28 protein-coding genes and 1 pseudogene are annotated in these 25,983 nt (G+C 66.1%); 6 read left to right on the forward strand and 23 right to left on the reverse strand.

Annotated elements, in window-relative coordinates:
* The first annotated feature begins 6 nt into the window (after positions 1-6).
* Positions 7-1,383: an MFS transporter gene (locus DMB37_RS36665; RefSeq protein WP_135236620.1), complete on the forward strand. Its 1,377-nt coding sequence runs from the start codon at positions 7-9 to the stop codon at positions 1,381-1,383.
* Positions 1,384-1,643: 260 nt separating this feature from the next.
* Here the strand turns inward: DMB37_RS36665 and DMB37_RS36670 are convergent, their stop codons facing one another.
* The gene (locus tag DMB37_RS36670; protein WP_135236621.1) at positions 1,644-2,141 is read right to left on the reverse strand and encodes an HAD domain-containing protein; all 498 of its coding nucleotides are present in this window, start codon (positions 2,139-2,141) and stop codon (positions 1,644-1,646) included.
* Between the two features lie 267 nt (positions 2,142-2,408).
* Here DMB37_RS36670 and DMB37_RS41100 point away from each other — a divergent pair, with 267 nt between their 5' ends.
* Positions 2,409-3,428, forward strand: a complete 1,020-nt coding sequence (locus DMB37_RS41100) for a hypothetical protein (protein ID WP_206055103.1) — start codon at positions 2,409-2,411, stop codon at positions 3,426-3,428.
* 58 nt (positions 3,429-3,486) lie between these two features.
* On the opposite strand, the gene DMB37_RS36680 is transcribed toward DMB37_RS41100, so the two are convergent.
* The 9 genes and pseudogenes from DMB37_RS36680 to DMB37_RS36720 form a co-directional block, all read right to left on the reverse strand.
* On the reverse strand, positions 3,487-3,927 hold the full coding sequence (locus DMB37_RS36680) for a VOC family protein (protein WP_135236622.1): 441 nt from the start codon (positions 3,925-3,927) through the stop codon (positions 3,487-3,489).
* 106 nt (positions 3,928-4,033) lie between these two features.
* Positions 4,034-4,780 (reverse strand): methyltransferase domain-containing protein, encoded by a 747-nt coding sequence (locus tag DMB37_RS36685; protein WP_135236623.1) that lies wholly within the window; start codon positions 4,778-4,780, stop codon positions 4,034-4,036.
* A gap of 347 nt (positions 4,781-5,127) precedes the next feature.
* Positions 5,128-6,326, reverse strand: a pseudogene (locus DMB37_RS36690) (AMP-binding protein).
* Between the two features lie 135 nt (positions 6,327-6,461).
* On the reverse strand, positions 6,462-7,328 hold the full coding sequence (locus DMB37_RS36695; protein WP_135236624.1) for a short-chain dehydrogenase/reductase: 867 nt from the start codon (positions 7,326-7,328) through the stop codon (positions 6,462-6,464).
* Entirely contained in the window at positions 7,328-8,791 is a 1,464-nt protein-coding gene (locus tag DMB37_RS36700) for an NAD(P)/FAD-dependent oxidoreductase (protein WP_135236625.1), read from the reverse strand. Before DMB37_RS36700 ends, DMB37_RS36695 begins: the two co-directional genes overlap by 1 nt.
* Positions 8,792-8,794: 3 nt before the next feature.
* Complete coding sequence (locus tag DMB37_RS36705; protein WP_206055104.1) at positions 8,795-9,022, reverse strand: hypothetical protein; 228 nt, start codon at positions 9,020-9,022, stop codon at positions 8,795-8,797.
* Positions 9,019-9,528, reverse strand: coding sequence for an SRPBCC family protein (locus DMB37_RS36710; RefSeq protein ID WP_135236626.1), 510 nt, complete (start codon positions 9,526-9,528; stop codon positions 9,019-9,021). Before DMB37_RS36710 ends, DMB37_RS36705 begins: the two co-directional genes overlap by 4 nt.
* Before the next feature lie 22 nt (positions 9,529-9,550).
* Entirely contained in the window at positions 9,551-10,585 is a 1,035-nt protein-coding gene (locus DMB37_RS36715) for a PDR/VanB family oxidoreductase (RefSeq protein ID WP_135236627.1), read from the reverse strand.
* Positions 10,582-11,463, reverse strand: coding sequence for a metal-dependent hydrolase (locus DMB37_RS36720; protein WP_135236628.1), 882 nt, complete (start codon positions 11,461-11,463; stop codon positions 10,582-10,584). Before DMB37_RS36720 ends, DMB37_RS36715 begins: the two co-directional genes overlap by 4 nt.
* Positions 11,464-11,560: 97 nt before the next feature.
* Between DMB37_RS36720 and DMB37_RS36725 the strand changes: the two genes are divergently transcribed.
* Complete coding sequence (locus DMB37_RS36725; protein ID WP_135236629.1) at positions 11,561-12,160, forward strand: TetR/AcrR family transcriptional regulator; 600 nt, start codon at positions 11,561-11,563, stop codon at positions 12,158-12,160.
* 23 nt (positions 12,161-12,183) lie between these two features.
* Here DMB37_RS36725 and DMB37_RS36730 read toward each other — a convergent pair whose 3' ends face one another.
* The 3 genes from DMB37_RS36730 to DMB37_RS36740 form a co-directional block, all read right to left on the reverse strand.
* Positions 12,184-12,375, reverse strand: coding sequence for a hypothetical protein (locus DMB37_RS36730; protein ID WP_135236630.1), 192 nt, complete (start codon positions 12,373-12,375; stop codon positions 12,184-12,186).
* Between the two features lie 266 nt (positions 12,376-12,641).
* Positions 12,642-12,827, reverse strand: a complete 186-nt coding sequence (locus tag DMB37_RS36735) for a hypothetical protein (protein WP_135236631.1) — start codon at positions 12,825-12,827, stop codon at positions 12,642-12,644.
* A gap of 183 nt (positions 12,828-13,010) precedes the next feature.
* The gene (locus DMB37_RS36740; protein WP_135236632.1) at positions 13,011-13,688 is read right to left on the reverse strand and encodes a TetR/AcrR family transcriptional regulator; all 678 of its coding nucleotides are present in this window, start codon (positions 13,686-13,688) and stop codon (positions 13,011-13,013) included.
* A gap of 131 nt (positions 13,689-13,819) precedes the next feature.
* On the opposite strand from DMB37_RS36740, the gene DMB37_RS36745 reads away from it, so the two are divergent.
* Positions 13,820-15,193: an NAD(P)/FAD-dependent oxidoreductase gene (locus DMB37_RS36745; protein WP_167769047.1), complete on the forward strand. Its 1,374-nt coding sequence runs from the start codon at positions 13,820-13,822 to the stop codon at positions 15,191-15,193.
* A gap of 36 nt (positions 15,194-15,229) precedes the next feature.
* Here DMB37_RS36745 and DMB37_RS36750 read toward each other — a convergent pair whose 3' ends face one another.
* Positions 15,230-15,514, reverse strand: coding sequence for a hypothetical protein (locus DMB37_RS36750; RefSeq protein WP_135236634.1), 285 nt, complete (start codon positions 15,512-15,514; stop codon positions 15,230-15,232).
* Positions 15,515-15,757: 243 nt separating this feature from the next.
* Here DMB37_RS36750 and mug point away from each other — a divergent pair, with 243 nt between their 5' ends.
* Positions 15,758-16,321, forward strand: a complete 564-nt coding sequence (gene mug / locus DMB37_RS36755; protein ID WP_135236635.1) for a G/U mismatch-specific DNA glycosylase — start codon at positions 15,758-15,760, stop codon at positions 16,319-16,321.
* Between the two features lie 274 nt (positions 16,322-16,595).
* On the forward strand, positions 16,596-17,834 hold the full coding sequence (locus DMB37_RS36760; protein WP_135236636.1) for an MFS transporter: 1,239 nt from the start codon (positions 16,596-16,598) through the stop codon (positions 17,832-17,834).
* A 195-nt stretch (positions 17,835-18,029) separates the two neighbouring features.
* On the opposite strand, the gene DMB37_RS36765 is transcribed toward DMB37_RS36760, so the two are convergent.
* The 9 genes from DMB37_RS36765 to DMB37_RS42090 form a co-directional block, all read right to left on the reverse strand.
* On the reverse strand, positions 18,030-18,917 hold the full coding sequence (locus DMB37_RS36765) for an FAD-dependent monooxygenase (RefSeq protein ID WP_240771825.1): 888 nt from the start codon (positions 18,915-18,917) through the stop codon (positions 18,030-18,032).
* A 615-nt stretch (positions 18,918-19,532) separates the two neighbouring features.
* Positions 19,533-19,901, reverse strand: a complete 369-nt coding sequence (locus DMB37_RS36770) for a cytochrome P450 (RefSeq protein WP_240771826.1) — start codon at positions 19,899-19,901, stop codon at positions 19,533-19,535.
* 175 nt (positions 19,902-20,076) lie between these two features.
* Positions 20,077-20,523, reverse strand: a complete 447-nt coding sequence (locus DMB37_RS42085; RefSeq protein WP_206055105.1) for an SDR family NAD(P)-dependent oxidoreductase — start codon at positions 20,521-20,523, stop codon at positions 20,077-20,079.
* A 34-nt stretch (positions 20,524-20,557) separates the two neighbouring features.
* The gene (locus DMB37_RS36785) at positions 20,558-21,223 is read right to left on the reverse strand and encodes a VOC family protein (protein WP_135236638.1); all 666 of its coding nucleotides are present in this window, start codon (positions 21,221-21,223) and stop codon (positions 20,558-20,560) included.
* Positions 21,224-21,552: 329 nt separating this feature from the next.
* On the reverse strand, positions 21,553-22,371 hold the full coding sequence (locus tag DMB37_RS36790; RefSeq protein ID WP_240771834.1) for an alpha/beta fold hydrolase: 819 nt from the start codon (positions 22,369-22,371) through the stop codon (positions 21,553-21,555).
* 227 nt (positions 22,372-22,598) lie between these two features.
* A complete protein-coding gene (locus tag DMB37_RS36795; RefSeq protein ID WP_135236640.1) occupies positions 22,599-23,138 on the reverse strand; it encodes a hypothetical protein in 540 nt (179 codons plus the stop codon).
* 162 nt (positions 23,139-23,300) lie between these two features.
* Positions 23,301-23,621 (reverse strand): hypothetical protein, encoded by a 321-nt coding sequence (locus DMB37_RS36800; protein ID WP_135236641.1) that lies wholly within the window; start codon positions 23,619-23,621, stop codon positions 23,301-23,303.
* A 529-nt stretch (positions 23,622-24,150) separates the two neighbouring features.
* Positions 24,151-25,356 carry a cytochrome P450 gene (locus DMB37_RS36805; protein ID WP_135236642.1) on the reverse strand — a complete coding sequence of 402 codons (1,206 nt, stop codon included), beginning with the start codon at positions 25,354-25,356 and terminating at the stop codon, positions 24,151-24,153.
* A 417-nt stretch (positions 25,357-25,773) separates the two neighbouring features.
* Complete coding sequence (locus tag DMB37_RS42090) at positions 25,774-25,962, reverse strand: TetR-like C-terminal domain-containing protein (protein ID WP_135238052.1); 189 nt, start codon at positions 25,960-25,962, stop codon at positions 25,774-25,776.
* Positions 25,963-25,983 lie beyond the last annotated feature (21 nt).

Raw genomic sequence — 25,983 nt, forward strand, 5'->3', positions numbered from 1 at the left:
AGTGAAATGACAAGCAGTAAAATAGATTTCGACAAGACTCCGGCGAGTGAACCGGCGCCGCGAGGACTCCGGCGGGTCGTTGCCGCGTCCATGGCGGGCACCGTTGTCGAATGGTATGAATTCTTCCTCTACGGCACCGCTGCGACCCTGGTGTTCAACAAGGTGTTCTTCGCTAAGGGCACCAGTGATCTCGACGCCATCCTGGCCGCCTTCGTCACCTATGCCGTCGGCTTCGCCGCGCGTCCGCTGGGTGGCCTGGTATTCGGCCACTTCGGCGACAAGTACGGCCGCAAGAAGCTGCTGCAGCTGAGCCTGGTCCTGGTGGGCGCCGCTACCTTCCTGATGGGCTGCCTGCCGACCTTCGCACAGGTGGGCTACCTGGCGCCTGCGCTGCTGGTGGCCCTGCGATTCCTGCAGGGCTTCGCGGTCGGGGGCGAGTGGGGTGGGGCGGTGCTGCTGGTCGCCGAGCACAGTCCCAGCCGCAGCCGGGCCTTCTGGGCGTCCTGGCCACAAGCGGCCGTGCCCGTCGGCAATCTGCTGGCGACCGTCGTACTGCTGGTCTTGACCTCGACACTCTCGGCCGCGGACTTCCTGGGCTGGGGCTGGCGCGTGGCCTTCTGGCTGTCGGCGGTGGTGGTACTGGTCGGCTACTACGTGCGCACGAAGATCACCGACGCGCCCATTTTCCTTGCCGCGCAAGAGTTTGCCGACCAGGAGAAGGCCACCTCGTTCAGCGCTGTCGAGGTGTTGCGGCGCTACCCGCGCGGTGTGTTCACCGCCATGGGCATGCGCCTCGGCGAGAACATCACGTACTACCTGGTGGTCACCTTCTCCATCACCTATTTGAAAGTGCACGTCGGCACGGACACCTCGGTGATCCTGTGGTGGCTGCTGGTCGCCCACGTCGCGCACTTCCTGGTGATTCCGCTCGCTGGACGGCTCAGCGATCGGTACGGCCGACGGCCCGTGTATCTGGTCGGCGCTGTCACCGCGGCGAGCTGGGGGTTCTTCGCCTTCCCGATGATGGATTCCGGACACAACGCCGCGATCGTGGGAGCAATCGTCATCGGCCTGGTGTTCCACGCCTTCATGTATGCCGCACAGCCCGCGATCATGGCCGAGATGTTCCCGACCCGGATGCGTTATTCCGGTGTGTCCCTTGGGTATCAAGTCACGTCGATCGTTGCCGGTTCACTCGCGCCGATCATCGCGGTCCGATTGCTCGACGTGTACGGCTCCTCGGTGCCGATCGCGATCTATCTAGCCGTAGCCGCCGGCGTCACGGTGGTCGCCGTGCTCTGCGCCCGCGAAACCAAGGGGATCGATCTGGCCGAGGTCGACCGGGCCGACGAACTCACCCGCAACAAAGGAGAAATGCGATGAGGAAATGTACTGCGGGCTGCGCAGTCGGTTGCCACGGACTCGCCGAGGCGACTGGATCGGCCGCACCGAGCGAACTGTCCACTTCGTCGCTGTGTCCGGCGAGAAGTCCGCGGTCATCGAAACCGATGCGGGCAGCATGGCTGCTGAAGACGGCGTGCGCACAATCGAAGCCGCTTACCGAACCGTGCTCGCCCAGCAGGCCTCGAAACGCCTGACGAACTCGGTGGCAGTCGTCGACGGGCCAGACTTCGCGGCGGGCCCTAGAGGTTGCGCCAGGACTCGCGGATCTCGGCGAAGTGGGATTCGGTGAGGCCGGTCCGGGGGTTGACAGGGATCAAGGTGGTGGGCATGTCGCCGCGGGAAGACAGGAACTCGTCGCGGGCCGTGGGGTACATGCCGAAGTCGTCGTCGAGCCAGATGAGCGGGCGCTGCCGGGCGTAGGCGGCGACGGCGGGGAACTTCCAGGCAGGGCCGGTGTCGCCGAACCGGATCACCGGCAGGTTGGGCAGGCCGATGGCGGGACCGACCATGGTGTTGGCCTTGTGTTCCCAGGTGGTTGCCCAGACGAGTTCGGCGGGGCCGGCGGCTTGGAGTAGGGCCGGACCGTGGGTGGGGTTGAGCCACATGCGCAACGGGTGGCGCCTGCTCCAGCCGGAAATTTTGAACTTGTGCTCGCGGTAGCCGAGGGGTTTGGCGTCGGCTTTGGCTGCGAACGGGTTCAGCGGACCGTCGATATCGAGGAGCAGAAGCGGCCGCATGATCTCTATCGTGCCAGATGGTGAAATCCTTTGGCGTAGACGTAGTTGCGGTGGGGCTGAGGGGTTCGACGCGGCGATACAGTCCGTCGCCCGGGGCGGCGGCCCGGATTGTCGAGGCCGGATTGTTCGTATTTGTTAGGTCGACTTCATGTTCGTTAAGCGACTGGAATGCGTTGTGTCACAGGTAGTCCCGGCAGCAGGCCGATCGGTCTGCCCGGCTTGTAGCGTTGGAAATTGAAACGGTGACGATGCGAGCAGATCGGGATAATGGGCGAAGAGCGGGAAGGTACCTCTGACAAGCAGGACGGCATCAAACCGTCGCAGGTCACCGCGGCAGCCCTGGCGGCGGTGACTGCGGCTTTTCTGGGATCGACGCTGGGGGTCGCGGGCACCGTGGCGGGTGCCGGGATCGCGAGCGTGGTGTCCACCGTGGGCGGCGAGCTGTACCTGCGCTCGATGCGCAAGACGAAAGAGGCGGCGCAGCGCACCAGGGAGGCGGCGCTGGCGCTGGCAGACCCGAGTGCCCGGCAGCAGTCCGGGCCGGTCCAGCAACCGCGGCAGGTGTCCGGACAACGCCCGGGCAGCCACCATCCGCCCACGCAGGCATGGGCGGGGCGTAGAAACGACGTGCCGCCAGCAGGCGGTGCCGGGTATCAACCCGTGCGGCAGCCCCCGAACAACAGGGTGCCGGGAGCGGGTGCCGGGCGATTCGTCGGTGCGGAACCCACCGTGGTCCTTCCCCAGCTGGATCTCCGGTCTCCGGCCGTCGGTGCCGAAGCCCGCGCAGCGCAGATACGCCGCCGGTATCACCTGCGCTGGCCGCTGATCGTCGGCACCAGCGTGGTCGGGTTCCTCATCGCGATTCTGCTGATCACCGGCTTCGAGGGCGTCACAGGGAAGTCGATCTCGGGCGACGAGGTCACCACCGTTGGCCACTTGTGGGGTGGCGGCGGGAGCGACCAGCCCGACGGCCCCCCGGCGAGCGGAGGCGACGAGACAGTGCAGCCCAGTCAGAGCCGGGTGCCGACGACCACGACCCCGCAGAACGGCAGCGACGGAGGGAAGCAGCCGACGACCAACGGTTCGACACCGTCGACGAGCATGCCGCCGTCATCGACACCGTCCACGAGTGTGCCTAAGTCCTCGGCACCGTCGACCAGCGTGCCGGAATCATCGAACCAACCGAGAACCCCGAGCCTTCCGTCGAGCAACAACGCACCTGGCGGTAGGAACCAACGCCCCGGCTCGGATGGGGGCGACGGGTCACCGGGACCGAACAGCCGCTAGGCGCGCGTTGCGCGGTAGCCGGGGCTCGACGACCGATACCTGCTCGAATTCTGGGCTATCAGTTCAGCTGCTCGGCGAGCCCGACGACGATGCCTTCGGGGCCACGGATGTAGCAGAGCCGATAGATCTGCTCGTACTGCTCGATCTCGCCGACGAGTTGCGCGCCGTGGTCGAGCAGGCGGGCGACGGTTTCGTCGATGTCGTCGACGGCGAACATGATGCGGCGAATGCCGAGCGTGTTCGTCGGCGCGATCTTGGGCTCGGGACTGATCGCCTGCGGTGTGTGGAACATCGCCAGCTCGACCCGACCGGGGGCGCCCGGAATTCGCAGCATGGCGACGTCTTGCCGGACGTCATCGACTCCGATCACCCGCTCCACCCATCGTCCTTCGACGGGGCCCTTACTCTCCAGTTCCATGCCCAGTGCCACGAAGAACGCGATTACCGCGTCGAGGTCCTCGACAACAATGAGAACGTTGTCCATCCGCTGAATCGCCATCGCCCGATCTCCTCTACCAGTGGAACCCTTCGGCTGCACGCGACAATAGTGACGCGGGGCGAGGCGGAAACTAATCGGCGCGTGGCAACGCAGCGTGCCGGCTACGTCAGCCGATCTTGTGCCCGCAGGTCCACTGGACCGTTCCGAGGCGTCGAGTGGTTACTTCACCGAGTCCGAAACCCCGGACACTGTCCGCGATTTCGGTGTCGGCGAAAATTCGTGCCCCGCCGACACCTGGTACGTAACGTCCGATCAGTTCGAGCGGACCGGCACCCACGGTCGGCACCAGCACCGCGAGATGACCGCCCGGTCGTAAGACACGGATCATCTCGGCCAGGGCGGTATCCGGGTCGGGGATGAGCTGTAGCCCTGCTATGCAGGTCACCGCATCGATGGTGTTGTCCCGCAACGGGAGTCGCTGGGCATCGGCGCGCAGGAACACGGTGTTGTCGGCGGGGTGTCGATGGGCGGCGCGGACGAGCATCGACTCGGAGATGTCGATGCCGATCGAGAGCCCGTCCGGACCAACCGTGTCGGCCAGCGATGCGGTGATTTCTCCTGGGCCGCAAGCGATGTCGAGCACCGTCTGGCCCGGCTGCAGGTGCAGTCGTTCGGCGGGGGATTGCAGGAAGCCGACGACGCGCCGGGCGGCCGTGGATACGTGGTCGAACAACAACGCACCGATGCGCGAGCTCCACAGCGATTGCACGACGCCGTTGTTGACATCTTGCCCGTGGGCGCCAGGTTGCGAGCCGAGTTGGTCGAGGTAACCGTTCGGGGTGGCCGGGGTTCGCGGCGGGTCGGTGAGTAGCGGGAGAACTCGTTGCACGGCAGGTGAAATGGTGACGCTCATGCGGTCATCTCCTGTGATGGGACTGCGGATCGTGGCCGGTTCGTCTGGACACTAAGCCCGGACTGCGTGCGGCGTCCAAGTCCATTTGTGCCATAACCTCATTCGTCTTCAAGCATGAAAAAGGCAGCCGAAAACGGTCTCGCCGCCCTTTACACCGAATTGCCCACCTGTACCCCCGGCATCGGCGTCGAGGGCAGCATCACCTGAACTTCGGTAGTGGCGGCAAGAACTGCAGCGGAGTGTCTGCGGTGTTGCGTGCCGGCGACACCGACGAGGACGACAAGGTCGTTGCTACGGCCGGAGGTTGGGGTGAGTTGAATCCTTTGGTGGCCCAGTGCAGCACCCGGTCAGGATTGCCGGGGCTCGTGGACCTCGGGTGCGAGCTCCTTGTTGTACAGGTCGGCGATATCGGAAAGGTATCTCTCGGCGATAACTTTCCGCTTGAGCTTCATGGTGAGGGTGATCTCGTCACCGCCGGCTTCCCAGAACACCGGGAGCACACGAAACCTCTTGATCTGCTCAATGCGGGAGAGCCGTTGATTTCCCGCCGCGATGGTCTGCACGACGGCGGGGTCGGCGGCCAAGCTGGCCGCGGACGCGTCGGGAAGCCCGTGCTGACGAGCGTAGGGCTCGGCGATTTCGGCATCGAGGACGATCAGCGCGGTGTTGTAGGGGCGAGCGTCGCCGATAACCGCGATAGCCCCGACGAGCGGTGTCGTGGCCTTGATGGTGTTCTCGATGTGTGCCGGCGACATGTTCTTCCCGGCGGCGTTGATGATCAGCTCCTTCTTGCGATCCACGATCTTCAGGTAACCGTCGGCGTCGATCTCCACGATGTCACCGGTGTGTAGCCAGCCGTCCGCGTCGATCGCCTCGCTGGTCTGCTCGGGCAGGCCGCGATAACCCTTCATGACCAGTGGACCGCGCACGTGCAGTTCGCCGTCGGCCGTGCGGCGAAATTCTATGCCGGGCAGGAGTTTTCCGACGGTCCCGAGCTTGGCGTCGTCGGGATGGCTGACGCTGCAGATAGGTTGGCGTGGGTGGTTTCCACACCCTTGGGGTTGCCGGTGGTGCCCGAGGTGTAGATCAATGTCGCGACGTCGTCGGGCTGGACCGCTCGCCAGCTCGCATCGAAGTCGAAATCGGCTGTGCCGGAACCGATCAGCTGCTCGACCGACAGTGTGCCCACCGGGGCGTCGTCGACGCAGATCACGTGCTCGAGTTCGACTCCGCTGGCGCGCAGGCGCGGTAGGAATTGCGGTTCGCAGATCACCACGCGGGCACGGGCATTGCCGAGAACGTAGCCGAGCTGCTCGGCGGGCAGCGTGTTGTACAGCGAGAACGCTGTCGCGCCGAGGTGTTGCGCCCCGACCTCGAGTGGGTAGAAATCGATGCGGTTGGTCAGCATCAGCGCCACGGTGTCGCCGCGCCGGACACCGAGTCCGGCGAGCCCGGCAGTCACGTCACGAACCCGGCGCGCGTAGTCCCGCCAGGTGAGGGTGCGGGCGTTGCCTGGGGTGCGCAGTGCGATCGCGTCGGGATCGATCGACGCGGTGTGCTGGAAGGCGGCGGGCAGCGTGTCGAAGCGGGCAGTGCGCATGGAACTGGCCTTTCTGAATCAAGGGGCAGCAGTTGATGATTCGAGGATGGAGGTGACAAAACGGCCTGCGGCGAACCGCGCTCACCGGCGCGCCTCGATGAGGTGCAGCAGTTCGTGCACGGACGAACTCGCCGCGAGCCGGTTGTCGAGCACGGCGTTGACCACTCCCCGCAGCAGCGCGTAGGGCGCCCACCCGACGGGCGCGATGGTGCGCGGGGCCCGGCGGGCGATGCCGTCGGCGATGCTGCGTGCCGCCTGTCCGGCGGTGATCCGCACCCGCAGCGGCCAGGGCAGCATGCCGTCGAGCCGCCGGCCCAGTTCGTCGGTGTCGAGCATGTCGTGGGTCATACCGGTCTCGACGATGCCGAAGTAGGCGATGCCTGCGCTCGCACCCACGGCAGCGAGTTCGACCCGCAGGGCGCGCCCGAGTTGTTCCACCGCGGCCTTGCTGACCATGTACGGCGAACCGCCCATCCCGGGCGCGAACGCGGCGCACGAGGAGACGACCACGACATGGCCTCCGGCCTGGACAACGTGCTCGAGTGCGGGGTGCACGGTATTGAAAACCCCGGTGAGATTGATGCCGACGACCCGGTCGAAGTCGGCGGGGTCCAGCGTGCGCACCGTGGCGGGAACGGGGGTGACACCGGCATTGGCGACCACGACGTCGAGCCGGCCGAACCGGTGCACCACCTCCGCCACCACCTGTGCCATCCGGGTACGGTCGGCGACATCGGCGGTGATCGGACAGGCGGGGGAGCCGAGCTGGGAAGCCGTTGCCCGCGCGGCGATCTCATCGATGTCACAGACCACCACTGTCGCGCCGCGGCTATGCAGGAGGTTCGCGAGTTCGAAGCCGATACCCTGTCCGGCGCCGGTGATCAGCACGACCTTTCCGCTGACGTCATAGCGCGCGCAGGCGAACCGGCGCAGCGGATTGCGAGTCATCAGACCACCTCGTAGGCTTCGGCGTCGAATCGTTCGGTGCGCCTGCGGTATTCGAAGCTCCAGCTCGGATACAGCCCGGCATTGCCGCCGGCGGCGGTGGTGTAGTAGCTCACGCAGCCGCCGGTGAGCCAGACGGTTTCGGCGCTGCGCCGCCGCATCTCCTCGACGAACGTTTCCTGGACGTCGGGTCGCAGCTCGACGCGCCGCGCGCCCCGGGTGCGCAGCATCGACAGGGCGTCGACGATGTAGGCGATCTGCGACTCGATCATGAAGATGGCGGACTGATTGCCCGCCGCGCCGAACGGCCCGAGCGTGCAGAAGAAGTTGGGGAAGCCGGCGATGGCGGCGCCGAGATAGGTCTGCGGCTGTTTGTGATACAGCTCGGCGATGGACTGGTTCTCCCGGCCGATGATCCGGTCGAACGCCGTCGGGATGGCGGTGAATCCGGTGCCGTAGATGATGGTGTCGACCGGAACCTCCACCCCGGTCCTGGTCAGGATCGAGTGCGGGCGGACCTCGTCGATACCGTCGGTCACGACATCGACGTTGTCCTGGTCCAGCGCGGGCAGGTAGGCGTCGGAGAAGATGGCCCGTTTGCAGCCGATCAGGTAGTCCGGCGTGACGCGCGCACGCAAAGCCTCGTCGCGGATCTGGCGCCGCAGCTGGAAGCGGCCGAGCAGTTCGAACGGGTGCCGGAATCGGTTGTCCACGAAGCCGACCAAGCCGAAGCTTTCGATCAGGGTGTACCACATGCCGCGAACTGCCTTCTGGGTCAAGGGCACCCGGCGCAGCAGCAGGCGTTCGAGCGCCCGCGTCCTGCGGTCCAGCCGCGGCACGATCCATGGGGCGGAACGCTGGAAGACGGTCAGCGACGCGACATTCGGCTGAATCTCGGGGACGAACTGAACAGCCGACGCCCCGGTGCCGATCACCGCGACCCGTTCGCCGGACAGGTCGTGATCGTGGTCCCAGTGCAGCGAATGGAAGGCCTTGCCTTCGAATGTGTCCAGGCCCGGTAGATCCGGGTATTTCGCTTCCGCGAAGATCCCAGCGGCGCAGATGAAGTAATCGGCGGTGAGGGTCCCGCGCGAGGTTTCGACGCGCCAGACCGACGCTGCCTCATCCCAGTGCGCGTCGAGCAGTTCGGTGTTCAGCCGAATGTGGCGCACCACATCGTATTTCGTCGCTACCGAGCGAAGATAATCCAGGATTTCGCGTTGGCCGCCATAGGTACGTGACCACTCCGGGTTCGGCGCGAAGGAGTAGCTGTACAGCTGCGAGGGCACATCGCACGCACAGCCCGGATAGGTGTTGGCCTGCCAGGTGCCGCCGAGGCCCTCGGCGCGTTCGATCAGCACGAGGTCGTCGAATCCGGCTGCGCGCAGCTTGATCGCCAGGCCGATCCCGCCGAAGCCCGCGCCGAGAACGACGATCTGCCGGTGTTCGCTGTCTTGTGCGGTCATGGGTCAGCCCATCCTTCCGTGCAGTGCCGCGGTCAGCAGATCGACCACGAAGTCCACGCGTGCACTGCGCCTGAACGTGGTGAGCGCCAGCGGCGCGGGAAAACGCCGCCGCATAGTGGCTTTGGCATAGGCGAACTCGCGCAAGCCAGCTGCGCCGTGCACCCGGTCGAATCCGGACGCCCCGACGCCGCCCAGCGGGAGAGCAGGGACGGTGGCGTGGGTGGCGGTCATCGGCCGGCCGCCTGCCGGGTCGGCGGGACCGCCCGGCGAATTCCGCGGGCAATCGATCTCGTGACGAAATGGTTGACCGGGCTCGCCGCGGTCAGCAGCGGGCGCAGCAAGGGGTTGCCTTCGAGCGCGAACGTCCAGATCAGCCGGGTTCCGCCGGGGGTCGGCTGCAAGGCGATGTCCTCGGCGAACCGCGTCAGGCCCGGAATCGAGGCGGCGTCGACGGTGAAGGTCAGCTGCGCGCCCTCCTCCCAGCGATAGAACCGTTCTTCCAGGTGCACGACGCGCCCGAGGGTGACCACGCGGGTGGTGCCGACACCGAACGGCCGGGGCGAGGTCCAGCGCGCCGCGGTGATCACCGGCGACCACGACACGAGGGTGTCATCGGAGGTCAACGCCGCCCAGACGCGCTGCGGTAGTTGCGGTATGTCGACGAAATGGGTGTAGCGGCGGGCGGCGCCGGCGAGGAATGCGTCATCGGATTCCGCCAGCAGGAAACGTGCAGTCATGGGACCGGATTGCCTTTCACGGTCAGAGATCGAGGACGAGGGGTCCGCCGGTGGAGCGGGAGACACAGGTCAACATGTGGTCGAAACGTTCGGTGTCGGTGAGCGACCGGTCGCGGTGGTCGACGTCGCCGGAGAGCACCCGGGTCTTGCAGGTGCCGCAGAACCCTTGCCGGCAGGAGTACAGGGCGTTGGGTTTGACCCGGAGCAGGGCTTGCAGCGCCGTTTCCCGGCTGCCGACGCGGACATCGACCCCGGTTCGGGCCAGTGTCAGGTCGAATTCGCGGCCGTCGGTCACCGGCAGTGCGGAGAAGCGTTCGGTATGTAGCGACGCAGTGGGGTTGAGCCGGAACAGGTGCTGCTGCGCGGCGTCCAGCACCGGGGGAGGGCCGCAAACATACACGGCCGCACCAGCTTCCGCGCGAGCGAGGATGGCCGGGATATCGGGTGCGCCGTATTCGTCGTCGGGGCGGATGTCGGTGTGCGGCGGTAGTTCGCTCTGCAACGGCATGCTAGCGCGGGAGCGCCCCAGATACACCAATTGCCCACGTGCACCGGCCGCTCTGGCCATCGGCAGGATGGGAGTGATCCCGATGCCAGCGGCGAGGAACAGGTACGACGGCGCGTTCTCGATATAGGTGAACGCGTTGCGCGGCCCACGAATTCGCAGCGCGTCGCCCGGTTGCCGCGCATGCATTTCCAGTGATCCGCCGCCGCCGCCGTCGGCGATGCGGCGCACGGCGATGCGGTAGCGTCGCCGATCCCGGGGATCCCCGCACAGCGAATACTGCCGTTGCCGCCCCGACGGCAGAAACACATCGAGATGCGAACCCGGCCGCCACGACGGCAGGATCTGTCCGTGCCGGCCGACCAGCGTGAGCGTCACGACGTCATCGGTCTCGGCACCCACCGACTCGACCACGGTGTCGAGTTCGAATCCGTGGAACCGCACCGGCTTCGGACGGGAGAGCGCGGGTGTGGTGAACACTTTTTTGTAGATGTCCATGGCGACGCCGAACGCTCGCAGGCTCGGCGTGGGGGTGGCATCGGTGCTGGTCATGCGCGCGCCGCCGGCGAATGTGCGAGATAGCGCAGCGCGCTATCCATCGACCCAAGCTGCGAGGGATGGAAACTCGGACGCAGGTAGCGCGGCATTTCGGTGAAGAAGGTTGTGAAACTGGGGATCACGCCCCGCACGGTCGCGCTCACGAACTGCGCACCCCAGAATCGGCCTTTGTTCGTGCTGGGGTCTTTGCGATACAGGTACGCCGTGGAGATCACGAAGAGCGGCAAAAGCAGTGCGGTGGCGAGCAATCCGGTGCGGGCCCGGCGCGCGTAACCGCCGTCGAGGTACATGTAGGCGTCGAAGACCACGCTGCGGTGTTCGACTTCCTCCGCGCCGTGCCAGCGGACCAGATCCAGCATCGTCGGGTGCATGCCCGCCGCTTCGAGGGCCTCGGCTTCCAGGAGCCACTCGCCGATCACCGCGGTGAAATGCTCCATGCCCGCGAACAGGCCGAGGCGCTCTTTGAGCCACTGCTCCTCGGCCTTGCCGCTGAGTTCATGACCGCCCAGGACACGATCGACCAGCCAGGCAACCTTGCTCACGTAGGACTCGACGTCCAGACCGATCGACTGCAGGTGGTCCCGCGCGCCCTCGTGGCTGCTGGCATGCATCGACTCCTGGCCGATGAATCCGGTCACCTCTTCGCGCAGGCGTTCGTCGTGGATGAACGGGAGGGCCTCGGCCAAGCAGGCCGCCATGGCCCGTTCGCCTTCGGGCAGTACCAAGTGCATCACGTTGGTGACGTGGGTCGCGACCACCTCGCCCGGGATGTAGTGCATCGGCACCGAGGAGAAGTCGAAGTGGACGTCACGGGCGTGGATCGCGTGGGCCTCGTCCTGATAGGAGCGCTTCGTTGCACTGTGATCAGCCATCCACCGACCGTACATAGCAACAAATTATATTGCAATGTTGCAGCAACAAGTCGAGTCGTGATGTTGCAGCGATCGCGATCGGTGCTAGCGTCGAGAGGTGTCCTCCACCGCCGCCACCTCGGAAAACGCAGCCGAGACCATCCAGGAGCGGATCCTCGAAGCAGCCCTGATCCAGTTCGTCGAGGTCGGCGTGAAGAAGACGACCATCGAGGACATCGCCCGCAAGGCCGGCGTCGACCGGGTCACCGTCTACCGGCGCGTCGGCTCCCGGGACGACGTGGTGCGTGCGGTCACCGACTGGGAGGTGCGCAAGCTGCTCGCCGAACTCGCCGAGCTTCCCGCCCGCAACGACACCCTGGAGGACTTGGTTGTCGAGGTGTTCACCACCGTTCTCACGCGCTGGCGGACCCATCCACTCGTGCAACGGATGCTCACCCTAGAGCCCGGCCGCCTACTCCCGCAGCTCACCACCGAGGGCGGCGCCTTCTTCTTGATGTCGGTCGCCGCGACGACCGAGATCCTGCGGAACGCGATGCGGGAGAAGGGTTTCCGCGAAATTCGCGATCTGGAAGTGCGCGTTGAGGTCGTCTGCCGCATCATGCACTCGCTGATCCTGCAACCGACCAGCACGCTCGACCTGGACGCCGGGCTCACCGCGTTCGCCCGCGACTACATCAGGCCCATCATCACCGACTAGCCCGGGCGGCAGACAGGACTGACCTATTGCCATAAGCGCGCGCAGGGGAGCGCTGGTAATGCGGGGTCGGTGTTGTCATCGACGGTGACAGTCAGATCCGTGTTCGCGGCCAGTTCGGCGGCGACGCTGGCGACCTGCTCGACGCAGCCCTGGTATTCCAGGTCGAGTGCGCCGGCCCGGATGTGGATGTGGCGAATCTCCGTGGTGACCTTCATGAGTCCGCGATCGCGGTGGGTCCAGCAGCCGGGCATGGCGGGCCGAGGTTCCGCATCATCGATTCTCCCGAGTCGAGGGATCGCGTTAGGGCGCAAGAAAACTGGCAGAGCACGATGAGATACCTATTCGCGAGAAGCACATCTGAATCTCGTTGCGCTATCAGAATTGTGCTGGTCCGCATTGCGAGTGGCGATGTGCGAGCTGCCTACAGTCGCTCGTTCGAATATGTAGACCTCGACCATCGATCGCCGAAGACCGGTATCGGTCAGATGGTCGGCAGCAGAGCGAAGCCGCCGTGACACTCCGCAGGCAGCGAGCTGACCTGAGCTTTCGCGCGTTCACCGCCGAATTGGTGCACGGGCTGGGAAAAGCGGCGGGGTTCGCCGTCGAAAGGCTGCTCGGGTTGTTTTTCCGGTAGCGGGTTGGCGCGGTAATGCACCGCAGTCGTCATCCGCGCGCAACCGCGAGTCACCTGACCGTCTTGGATCCGCGCGTCTGCGGATGGACCGAGTTGGCTGTTCGTGCACAGGTTTCCGATGATCTGCCTGGGAGCGTTGCGGTCGGACTCGGTAGTCGGCGTGACGCAACTGCCTCGGCGACGCGCGCGAGAGTGTCCGTTCTCAGCTGGGTCCGATCACGCCGGGCGCAGGCCATCGAGCACCGTGCTCAGGCCGCGCCGGAAGCGTTCCCGCGCATCGGTGTTCGCATAACGGGCGAGGAAAGCGGCCGCGAGCGTGGCGCCGTCGCCGTCGGCGTCCCGCAGGTTCGGAACTTCCATTGCGGGGGCTTGGACGGCGGAACCTCCTCGTGCCCAGGCGGATTCGGCGAGAGCGGCGCCGAGCACGTAATAGTAGAAGCCGGTCGTCGCCGCCTCCAGGCGCTCGTCGCGGAATCCGGCCGACTCGAGGACCTCGAGTATCGTGCCGAACTGCGCGACGGCCGCCGGGCCCATCGGCGGGGCGGTGCCCACCAGTGCCGCCGCCCAGTGGTGCCGCAGCAATGCCTCGAACGTCCGAATTCCGATGCCCTCCAGGGTTGTTCGCCACCCTGCGGCAGCGTCCACTGCCGCCGATGTCTCCGCGAAGACCGCGTCCAACGCGTACTCGAGCAGGTCGTCCTTGTTTGCGACATAGCCGTACAGCGTCATGGGCGGTACGCCGAGCCGATCGGCCAATTTGCGCATGGTCAGCCCCGGCACCGAGTCCTCGTCGAGCAGCGTCAGCGCGGCGGACACTATCCGGGCACGGTCCAACGCCGGTCTGCCACGGGACGACTTCTCCTGGCGTAGCCACACCGACTTCCTCTCAGGCATTGACCGATCATACGTAACTCGTACACTGAACGGTGTACGTACAACGTACGAGATTCGTTAGGTGTACGGTTGCGACTCTTTCGAGAACAGAGGTCAAGATGGCGACAAATCAACTGCGCAGGGTGGACACCGTGATAGTCGGAGGGGGCGCGTCCGGTCTGGCCGCGGCACGGCGGCTCGTCGACCACGGTCGCTCCGTCGTTGTCCTCGAAGCCCTTCCGCGTGTCGGTGGTCGAACGCTGACCAAGCGGGTAGGTGAGACGGTGCTGGACGAAGGGGCGACCCTGGGTTACCGGGCGCACGACAACGTGTTCCGGCTCGCGCGAGCACAAGGCGTAGGGCTGTTCGAGAGCAATTCCGAAGGGCGCTTTCTGCTCCACACCGCCGGTACTACCCGCGGTTTCCGTTTCGGCAACTCTCGTGCGATGACGTTGTTCGGCGCACCGGCCCTGCGGCCACTGCTCCGCCCGATCCTTCGGCTCACCTCGCGGTGGACCGCGCTGCCTGCCGAAACCATGCTGCAGGTACTGGGAGCCGTGTCGGCCTTGGACAAACTGGCCGCGACCATTCCCGCGTCGGCACCCTGGACCGCCCCCGACGCCGACCAGCTCGACAACCGCACCTTCGGTTCGTGGCTGCACGAACAGCTACCCGACCCCGGGGCCCGGCGGCTGTTCGAGGCCAATTTCGCCGGGTATCTGCCCGAGACCACCTCGCTGCTGTTTGCCCTGCATTTCCTGAGCACCTGGGGAAGTATCGGCAGCCTGCTGGCCGGGCCCGCCCAGGTATACCGATTCCGTGGCGGCGCACAGGAACTCGCTGTGGCGCTGTCGCGGTCGTTGGGTGAGCGTGTCATCCTCGCCAGTCCCGTTCACTCCATCACCCACTACGCGGCAGGCGTCGTGGTGCGTTGTGCGGAAACCGAATACGAGGCGGATCGGGTTATCGTCGCGATCAGCCCGGCAGGCGCGCGTCACCTGCGTTTCGATCCAGAGCTGCCGCAGGACCGCGTCACGCTGCAACACGGATGGCAGCCGGTACACGGGCGCAAGGTCAACATCGTTTACGACGAACCATTCTGGCGGCAGACCGGACTTTCGGGCTCGGTCCTGACCGATCTCGACGCGGTCCCGGGACTGCTCGACGCTTCTCCTGCGGACGGAAACGTCGGCGTTCTGTCGGGCTACCTCCCCGGTGACCGGGGCTCCGCAGACCCCGGGGAGCGGCAGCGCACAGTGCTCTCGGTATGCACCGCACTGTTCGGGCCACGCGCAGCCGAACCGCTGCACTATCTCGAGAAGAGCTGGGAGGACGAGCCCTTCGCCTATGGCTGTGAAGGAGGCCTCGCGGTCGGCGCTCTCACCACCGCACGCCGCCTACCGAAAACTCCCGTCGGCCGGGTGCACTTCGCCGGTGTCGAGACCGCCGACGCCTGGATGGGTTTCCTCAGCGGCGCCATCCAGGCCGGCGAACGTGCCGCCGACGAAGTCCTTGCCGCCGGATGAACTGTTCGCACTCGCCGGTGGTGCCACCGCGTCGTGTCACCTTCCGCGCACCGGCCGATCCAAGCCTGATGACGGTGAGGTCGCATCCCATTGCTCTGCGGAGCGAATGATGTCGGTGCTGATCTGTTCGAGGAACCGGGCCGCCGCGGCGAGCCCGGCCCCGGCCGGGTTATCGGCACCGAAGGTGTACGCGCAGCGCAGTGCGACCTCGGCCAGGTGCTGATCGGCGCGGGCGCTGGCCACGACGCTGCGCAAGCCCGCGTCCGCGTCGATGAAATAGCGCTGGCGCCTGCTGTTTTCGTCATGACCGCGGAGGAGCATGCCCTGCTCCTCCAGCAAGGTGACCGCGTGCGAGACCGGCCACTGCGGCTGCCGGTCTCGTAGGTGTATAGACAGGCCATGACGCCTGCGGCGGTGCGCGGTATCGAGTACGAGGCCCCGAGCGGGGACCTGGTTCAGGAACCGATCACGTCGGCAGCGATGGTGTCCCAGATCGGCAGCGAGCGAGCCTGTATGCCGCGCCCTGCGGCGGGTGGTCGGTGGGGGACCGGGCAGACTGAGGCCATGGGTTCTGGTTCTTCAGCTCGGCCGTCGCCCGCGGATCTGGCCGCGGCGCAGGACAAGACTGTTCCCGATGTGATCGGGCCCGACTTGCATGTGCTGTTCTGTGGAATCAATCCGGGCCTGTGGTCCGGGGCCACCGGATATCACTTTGCTCGTCCGGGAAATCGGTTCTGGCCGGCCTTATATCGGTCCGGCTTCACGCCGCGCCTACTCCAACCCGACGAACAGCGAGAACTGCTCGACTTGGGCTTGGGGATCACGAATGTGGCCGCACGCACGACCGCCAAAGCCGAGCAGCTGACCGCCGACGAACTGCGCGCCGGCGGACGCGCCCTGGTCGATCGGGTCGAGCAGTATCAACCGCGAGTCCTGGCCGTACTCGGTATCGGCGCCTACCGCACGGCTTTCGGTCGTCCGCGCACCACGATCGGCCCCCAACCCGAACGGATCGGTGATACCGCGGTGTGGGTGCTGCCCAACCCCAGTGGCCTCAACGCCCACTACACACTCGACGCCCTCGCCGCGGAATTCCGCGCCCTGCGCGAGATGGTCGAAACCGGCTGACCGTGTCTGATCAGTGAGGTCGTCTTCCTCACGTCCTATCCGCAGGCTCTACCCGGGCAAACCCTGCAGTGAGCTCGAGGAGCAAGGCAACCCGCCCGCCGAACCGGGTTCGAGTTGTCGACGCCGACGGCTTTGAGCCGCATGGAGATTCGCGCGGGTTACGGCGCTCGCACTTGGTGTCTGTTCCAGATTCGGCAACAGTTTTTGCCACATTCCGACTGGGTCGCGCACGCTGAATCTCCCCATCAGTTCGAGCGAAGGTCAGTGAAATCCGATGACTGTCAACGTATCCGGCGCCCATGCCACCGCGGAGACGAGATTTCTTCCAGTCAGTGTGTACCTCATGGCGTTCGGCCTGTTCGCCATGGGCAGCGCCGAGTTCCTGCTGGCGGGCGTCCTGCCCGCGGTCGCCGCCGACATCGATGTCAGCATGGCCGCGGTGGGCGGGCTGATCACCAGCTTCGCCATCGGGGTCGTTGTGGGCGGGCCGCCGTTCGCGATTCTCAGCCTCCGCTGGCCCCGGCGCCTCGCGCTCGTCGTGACGCAGGTGGCGTTCGCGGCGTGCCTCGCGATCGGCTTGATCATCGGCAGCTACCCGGCGCTGTTGATCACCCGCTTCGCCGCTGGTCTCGCCTACGCTGGATTCTTCGCGGTCGCGGCGTCGACCGCCGTCGGCCTGGTGCCGGCGGACCGGGCGGCGCGCGCATCGGGTGTGGTGGTCAGTGGACTCGGCCTGGCGATGATCCTGGGTGGCCCGGTCGGCACCCTGATCGGTTACTGGACCGGCTGGCAGGGCGGATTCTGGCTGGTGATCGCGCTCACGGTCGGCGCGGCGATCGCGGTCGCCCTGACCATGCCGCCGACCTCGGCGGCGAAGAACATCGACATCGGCACCGAACTCGCCACCCTGCGAAACACTCGGCTGTGGCTCGTCTACGCGATCACTTTGCTGAGCACCGCCGCCTACATGGTCACCTTCAACTACCTGGCCGAGCTCCTCATCACAGTCACCGGAATCGGTGAAATCTGGGTGGCACCGGTGTTGGTGCTGTTCGGAGTGGGCTCCTACATCGGCTTGGCGGTCGGTGGGCGGATCTCGGATCGTCTTCCGCACCGCGCCATGCTCATCGGAGCCACCGGCATCGCCGCGGCCTCCGTGCTTCTGGCCGCCGGAGCCGGCAGCGCACTCGTCGTCACCCCCGTCGTCCTGCTGCTCGGTGTCGCTGGATTCGTCCTGAACCCCGCAATCTACGGCCGGGTCTTCGCCCTCGCCGCCGACGCCCCGACCCTCGCGGGCGCCACCACGGTGTCAGCGTTCCAACTCGGGATCAGCCTGGTCCCACTACTGGCCGGAGCTGCCTTGGGAGCGGGCGCATCGATCATCGCCATCCCGTGGATCGGTGCCGGTCTGGCGCTGGTGACCGTCCCGCTCGTAGTACTCGAAAAGCGTTGCGGCCATGTCGATTCGGCATCATCCCACCCTCATCAGTCAACTGAATTGCCCGCCCGCTGACGCGGACGACGACGCGGGATCCGCTCCGCGCCCGGCCAGAATCTTCGGGTGCGGAGCAGGTAGCGCGCTACGCGAGGCAGCCGCATCCGGACGGCCAGCACCGGTCCAACTGGCCTTGGCCCGGCGCGCCTTTGTAACCGTCGTGGCGGTCACGGCGTTCTGGAACAACCGAGATCGCGAAACCGGGTTTGAGTGTCAGGAGTGATCGAACAGGGTGACTACGCTCTGCGGTGCTTCCGGGCCGAAGAAGATCTCCAGGTTATTCGCCGCGCGGCCGGCGGCGTCGCTACTACTCAGGAACAGCCGCTTTTCGTAGGCGGTGAGCGCGACTTCGATGTCGGGCTGCTCGATCAGCTTGCTTGCCAGGTCAGCGCCGTCGTACATGGCGAGGTTCGCGCCCTCGCCAGCGAAGGGCGACATCAGATGCGCGGCGTCGCCGACGAGCGTCGCGCCGGGCACCCTGCCCCATGCGAGCCCGACGGGCAGGGCATAGATGGGTCGGAGCCACGGTTGCGCGTCGCTCTCGGTCACGAAGGCGGTGAGCAGCGGCGACCAGCCAGCGAACTCGTCGGCAAGTCGACGCAGGCCCGCGGCCGGGTCGCCGAAGTCGATCGACCTCATCCACTCCTCGGGCTTGTTCAGCGCCACGTATCCGGACACGCGCCCGTCGGCGTAGCGATGGGCGATGATGCCTTTGCCCGGCGCGACCGCCATCAGGGTGCCGCTGCCGATCGCGGCCACGCTCGCCCGACAGTTCTGGCTGCCTGAGGCGAGAGCGATCTCGACAAAGCAGATTCCGCTGTAGAGCGGCTTGGGGGGGGTGAGCAGCGGACGCACCTTCGACCAGGCACCGTCCGCGCCGATGACGATGTCGGCGTGTGTGGCGGAACCTTCCGCGAAGGTGAGGTCGTAGCCCCCCTCCGCACCGTGCCGGATCGAGGCGAGCTGGTGACCCCACCTGATCGTCCCGGGCGCCAGTGAGTCGATGAGCAGGCGCCTGAGTTCGCCACGGTCCACCTCGGGACGGACCGAACCGCGGTCCGCAGGAATATCGAGCAGAATCGTGCCGTGGCGGTCGACCACCCGCTTGGCGTCCTCGCCTGGGCGGACCAGAGTTAAAAACTCGTCGTGTAGACCGGCTGCACGAAGCGCGACCTGGCCGGTCTCTTCGTGGATGTCGAGCAGGCCGCCCTGCGTCCGCGTCGTAGATCGTCGCGGCGACGCCGTGAGCCTGAAGTACCCGGGCGAGCGTCAACCCGCCCAGTCCCGCTCCGACAATGGCAATGGTCCTCTGCATGCTGCGCTCCTCTGTCGCGCCGGCACATGCCGGCGATGGTCAGTGCCGGGAGCGGACGGGATGCCCGGTCTCAGCAAGGAGACGCTCAACGATCAGAACCATCTGGATCGATGTACGAACGATGTCCTGCGGAAGAACCCACGGAACATCGCTTTTCGCGACTACGTGATCATAGCTCGGCGTCGGCCTCGCGGCCGCCGGGCCGATCGATCCCGACACGGGCGGCGTCAGCGTCGGCATACGAACCTCGCATTCCGACTCACCCCTTCTGTTCCGTATGGCGATCGAACGGAGTACCCCGCCGCACCGGTTCGGCCCAGGTCGCGGGTGTTCCGTAAAGGTGTTCCGCGAACCGTTCCGGTGAACCCGAGCGTGACCAACTCGAAGTCAAATCATCATCGCTAGCCGGGCCGGATCTCGTCCCAAGCGACCGGCAAGTGTGCCGGTGAGGTGTTGGGGGTCCCGGTCTTGAACGTGACTTCCTCGAGCGGCACCGCCAGGCGCAGGGACGGGATGCGGCGCGCCAGGGTGTTGAAGACCACCGTCAGTTCCAGCCTGGCCAGCTGCTGGCCGACGCACCGGTGCGGACCGAAGCCGAAGCCCAGGTGCTCGCGGGTGTCACGCCGGAGGTCGAACCGGTCGGGATCGGGGAACTGGGCCGGGTCGTGGTTCGCGCCCTGGACGGACACCACTATGTAGTCTCCGGCGGCGATCGGCGTGCCGGCGATCTCGGTGTCGGTCTCGGCAATACGCAGCAGTCCGGTTCCCACACCGAGTAGGCGCACGCGACGCGGTCCGAGCCGAGATCGGCGATCTGGCAAGCACTTTGAGCGAGCGGCAGCAGGGCTCCTTCCGCCGATCGATCGAAACACTGATCCTGCATTACGTCACCCAGCACGCCATTCCGGTGTGAGCATCCTCGCTGCCCAGGGCCCAGCGTGGTTTTCAGGTCATTGCGGCGGGGCACCTGTCACCGGAACACCAAACGGGACCAAACCCCCGGCCGAAACATCCAAAGCCCGTCAACGCACTCAATTCGGCTAGTTGGACACGTGCTGTCAGGGCAAGCGCCAGCCTTCTGGGCAGCGAGTGCATCAGAACGGCGGCGAGGGCGTTGATGCGGCCGGACACGACGGTAGGGCAGTCGGTGCGCAAGGCACGGAAGGCGGTGTCTACGACCTGTTCGGGGGTCTGGAAGCGGAAGCCCTGGTCGGAGGTGCCCGAGACCCGGTAGAACTCGCTACTGGGAGGACCTGGTGACAGGCACAGAACTCGCAGGCGGCTGTCGTGAGCCTCGGCCCACAGAGCGCCGGTGAAGGACGGGACGAAGGCTTTCGCCGCCGCATACACTGCCATTCCGGGCATGGGCGCGTAGGCGGTCAGACTGGCCACGTTGATCAGCCCCGCTACGCGGTGGACTGCGTGTTCACGGGCAGGCCGTCGAGTTCTGGTGGGTTCGCAAAGCGAGGATATCGGTGATGTCGATATCGGGTCCGCCGTCGAGGACCAGGTCCAGACGGGCAGGCCCGACCGTTTGCGTGATGGCAGGCCCGTCGTAGCGCGGGATGACGGCGGCCGCGGTGGCTTGCAGGCAGATCGATCGGATCATGCCGGTCCGGGAAGACGCGGTGCAGGAAGGGTTTTCGGGCTGCTGCGGGGGAGGGTCGATCACGAACACCATCGGGAGTTCGGGGGCGCCCCGTTGGACCCAGATGGGGAATCCGAGGTCGTTGTACAACCAGAACTGGTCGCGCAGATGCTCGGGCAGCTGTCCGCGCAGGCCCACTCCGAACGGGCTTGCGCCGGTTCGGCACCAGTCGGTGCGCCGGTCCAGCCGCAGCGGGTTGCTTGCAGCTTCGGCGCGGTCGCATACCCACAGCAGCTCCAGATACAGCGGTCCCAAGGGAAGCCGGCGGTTTCGTGTTCCCTGCCCGCGATGGCGGGTGCCTTGGTCGAGCACCAGCCTTGCCTCGGACAAGCGCCGTGCCCAGTCGCCGGCCGGGTCGACCATGCAGAACACGTGATGGAGCTGCATGGAAAAACGGTACCCCGATCCCCGCCGCGGCTCTGCCGCAATGACCAGCCACACCATCCACAAGCCCGCTCACCGGCGTGCGCGCGGGTTCGCGAGATCAGCTGCTGGCCAACGTTTGTCCCCGATCGAGCGCGCGCGGGGGTGATGGGGTCGAAGGCGCGCGAGGGACGGTTCAGGCGATGGATCGAAATCCTTCCTGAGCCGTCCAGGTGACGTCCATGACTTCGCGCTGGTGGTGGCCCGGCTTGTGCCCTAACTGGGCTTGGCAGACCAGCGTGCTGGGCTACCCGGGGGCTGCCATATCGACGCTGTCGCCCGACCATATCCCATGGTCATCGAGGTGGCCGGTCAATGCCTTTCACGCCGCCGCGTGGTGCGCCGGATGGTCAGGAGCTGCCTGCCAGCAGCACAGCACCGATCAGCGCCGGATCGTCCGGCATGGGCACGTGGCCGAGCCCGGGCAGGGTGAGCATGGTGGCCTGTGGGAACAACTTGCGGGCCTGCCGCACCTGATACACCGGCAGGATGAGATCACGCCGACCCCAGGCGATGGTGATCGGGCAATCCACGGTCGCGGGGTCGGTGAACCTCGGGACCGGCGCGCTCGTCGCTCGGTCGATGACCGCATTGTCGAGCAGCGACCGGACGTCGATGGCCGCGGTGACCGGATCGGCCTTCCATCCTCGCGCATAGAACGCCGCGAGCAGTATCGCCCGCAGCGGCGCGCGCACCAGCGCGGCGCTCACCCGATCCGCGGTCATCAGGCGTACAGCGGTGCGCAGGGCCGTGAACATCGCGACCGAACGCCGGTGGTCGAGCGCTCCGAGGGCGAAGCCCGCGGGCGAGAGCGCCGTCACCGATTCGGCCATACCGCGGCAGGCGAGCTCCAGCGCGAGATAACCGCCGAGTGAATTGCCCGCAAGATGCGGTTTCTCGCCGGGCGGGGTCACCGCGCGGACGAAACGCGCCAGCCGTTCGATCGAGCCTTCGAGAACATCAGCGTCCTCGGGCAGTTCGGGCGAGTCACCGTGCCCGGGCAGGTCCACCGTGACGACTCGGCGATGGCGGGCCAGCCGCTCGGCCACCGGATCCCAGGCGTGCCGTCGGTGCACGAGCCCGTGCAGCAGGATCAGTGTCGGCCCGTGACCCCGCACGTCGTAGGCGAGTTCGAGCTGTTCGGCGCCGGTATCGAACGCTAGGGACACCGCTGTCCTCCGCATCTGTGGGCCCGCAGGTTGTTAGCGAGACGCTCGGTTACATATAAGTTACCGAGACAGTGTGTGCCAATCAACGGTCCTTGGCAAGCACCGCGCCGCAAGGGAGTCGGCAGCGCGGCCACACGCCTCGGACATCGACGACGCCGTGCGCATGTCGACGGCGGCGCGGCGCAGCCGTGCTCCGCCGCCAACGCCGATACCTCGCGCGGTGTCGGTCACGGGAGGTATCGGCGTGTCTGTGCCCACTCGAGTAGTTGGTCCCGCAGGGCGCTCGGCTGCAGGTGTGCGGCGAGTCTTTCGATGTGGGCGGTGAGGTTCTTGTGTCGACGCAGCTCTCTGATCTGGTCGATGGGGAGTTCGGTCCAGCGCTCACCGAGGGCGCGGGCTTGATGGGGGGTTAGGGAAAGCTCAAACAGTGTGTGGGTCGCGAGTGCCTCGGGACTCCAGTCCGAGTCTTCGGCGATTGGGCCGAGCTTGTCTATGACCCACGTGCGAAGCATGAAATTGTTCTGAGCCTTCCGCTGGCGGCCCGCCGAACCCTCGCCCGACATCCGTCCATTGGCCCACAGCGACAGCTTGGCCCATCGACGGCGGAGGTCTGAAGGTTCGCCGAAGTCGTAGACATGACCCTGAGCGACAACGCGAACGGCTTCGAGCTGCCGGTCTCCGGCGACTGCCACCAATGCCTGAAGGCGTTCGATCGTCCATGTACTCAAATCGGTAAGCGGATCGTGCGAATCTGCGGTATCGCTCACGGCTTCTTCACTTCTGCTGATCGGCTGCGGTACTGAACTGTGCGGGCGTTGTGCGCGCACCAGGGTCGCCTCGAGGGCGAACTGCGAATCAGGGGTGGTTCACGCCCTAACTGTTCGGAGGGCAGGTGGCGGGCTTGGATGCGTGGCACGTTCAGGCCGGCGCTATCCGTGTTCGCGTCCGGGCAGCGGAGCTCCGTGTAAGAACCTCCCGTACGGGCCCCGGGCGTCGTTGTCGATCTCCGGCAGGACGCGACCGTACCGTCCATCGGTCCGATCTCTTTTCGGGCCGGAAACCCAGAAATGTTCACCGGTCTCGATGTCGTAGAAGTTGGCGTCGAACATGCCTGGCCAACGGCGCAGCGTACGTCCGCGGAAATACGCAGTGTTCCAAGTCTTGGAGAAACGAACCCACGTGATCCACGACGGGCCCTGATCCGTGTCGTAGCCGCTTTTGAGCTGCACATACATGACCCGCCGCGCCATGGTATGAGGGTAACGCCCCGAAGCTGCCTGCCGCGAGGCAATTTACCCGGCGGTCCCTCGGCCGGTCCGCGGGATACCCAGTGCGGCAACAGCTGTCGCGGACGGAAGCTGCGATTACGTCGCCCACCAGGCAGCGGCCCGTGTTAATGCCTCGTCGTCGCGAAATCAACAGGATTCAGGCAGTGCCGGCGTCAAAATCGCGGCGCAGGCCGCGGACGAACGAGTTCGGGGCAGGCGGGCAGGATCGCCTCGAACCACTGCTGATCGTCGGGATCAGAACACCAGCGACATCATGAATCAACAAGCAACCGTTGGCAATCCAAGCAAAATCGATCACACAATCCGTGCCAGATCTGGTTTCCAGGTTCCGGGGTCGGCGGGCGCTGTTTGCTGCCGGGTAGGCCAGAACCTGAATAGGCCGGTATTCGACCGCCGATAAGTGGGCGAGATCGGCGACCAGCGAACGCCCGAAAGTTCATGCGCGCGTTGCAGTTCGCCTTCGACAACGCCTGCCCGAGGGATCCTGCGGTCACACATCCCAGGTGACCGGCAGGCTCTTTACCCCGAAGATGTCCGCAGTTTCCGGGCGCAGGGCCACCTCGTCGGCCGGTACGGCCAGGCGCAGGGTGGGGAACCTGTTGATCAGAGCGGGGAACGCGACGCGCATTTCGACGCGGGCGAGCTGCGCTCCCAGGCAGTGGTGGGCACCGTGACCGAAGGCGAGGTGTCCGCCGGCCCGCCTGTGGATATCGAGCGCGTGCGGATCGGGGAAGCGCTCGGGGTCGTGATTGGCGGTGTGGTACGACGCGATCACCACCTGCCCGGCCTTGATCGTCTGGCCGGCCAGCTCGACGTCTTCCAGCGCTGTCCTCATGGAGGTCTTGGCGACGCTGAGATACCGCAGCAATTCCTCCACTGCCTGGTCGGTGAGCGCGGGATCGGCGCGCAGCGCGGCGAGTTGGCCCGGGTGGCGCAGGAGCGCGAAGGTGCCCAGTGCCAGCATGTTCGCGGTGGTGTCCAAGCCTGCCGCCAGCAGAACCAGGGCCATGCCCCGCAGTTCCTCATCGGTCAGATCGGTGTCGATGAGCTCGCTGAGCACGTCGTCAGTGGGGTTGGCGCGCTTGGCGGCGACCAGTTCGGTGAGGTACTCGTAGGTCGCGGTAACCGCTGCCATCAGGTCCTCGTCGCTGATCTCCCCGCCCATGAACGACTCCACGTTCTCCTGGAAGAAGTCCCGGTCCCGGTAGGGCACTCCCAGCAGTTCACAGATCATGATGGCGGGAATGGGCCTGGCGAAGGCCGTCACCAGGTCCGTTGGCGGCCCGGTTTTCTCCATCGCGTCGAGGTGGTCTGTGGTGATCTGCTCGACGCGTTCGGTGAGCAGCCGCATGCGCCGTGCGGTGAACTTGCTCGCCAGCGGTTTCCGACAACGCCCGTGCTGCGGGTCGTCCATGAGCAGGAACTCGCCGGGCGGTGCCGGTGGGATCTCGAAGCCCGCGTAGTCGATGGTCGGGTGGAGCATGAGCTCCTTGCGCGAACTGAATCGAGAGTCGGACAGGATCGACCGGACCAGGTCGTGTCCGGTGACCAGCCAGCCGGGTTTTCCGCCGGGGAAGGTGTAGTGGCTGATCGGGCCGTGTCGACGTGCCTCGATCAGCTCGGCCGGAGGGTCGAACGGGCAGCCGGACTGACGCGCTGTCGGTAGCGTCGCGATCGTGTGGAGAGCCTCACTCATGCTCAGTTCCTTTGCGGCAGAAGGTGTTTGGGAGATCCCGGAAGTCGTAACAGAATCACTATAAGCATATGTATACGTAGATGCAAGGCCGACTGCCACGGTTGCCTGGCGGTCACGCTCGGCTGGAGTCTCGCTAGGGCGCTGGAGTGGATCGCCCGACGTGGTAACCGGAACCGCTGCTACCGCTGAATTCGGCGTGTGCGCGCGTTGAGTTGTTGTGTGCCCGAGGCCATGTAGGCGGCGAGGATGTATGCGACCGGTGTCGGGTAGTAGCAGGTTCGGCGTGTGCGTTGCGGCAAAGTGCGCCACCCCCCCCGGGGGGTTCCGTTGTGTCGCAGCGAAATTCAGCGCAGCTGATGTTCATTGAATGCGGGCCATCCAGCACCGCCGGGACGCCAAGGAAACGCTCGGCAGCAGTTACTCCTGCCCGGGTCGGTCCTGGAAGTCGAGTACTTCGGCCACGAGGCGGCGGGCGTGTGCGGCGCTCAATCCCTCGGGGCGGAAGAGGATTCGGTACATCAGCGGTGCGACGACATGATCGATGACCGCCTCGACGCCGGGTGCTGTCTCGCCGCGGTCGATCGCTCGGGCACGGATGATGGCGATCTGTTGCTGAAAGGTTGCTGA

This window comes from Nocardia sp. CS682 (assembly GCF_004634405.1).
GTDB lineage: Bacteria > Actinomycetota > Actinomycetes > Mycobacteriales > Mycobacteriaceae > Nocardia > Nocardia ninae.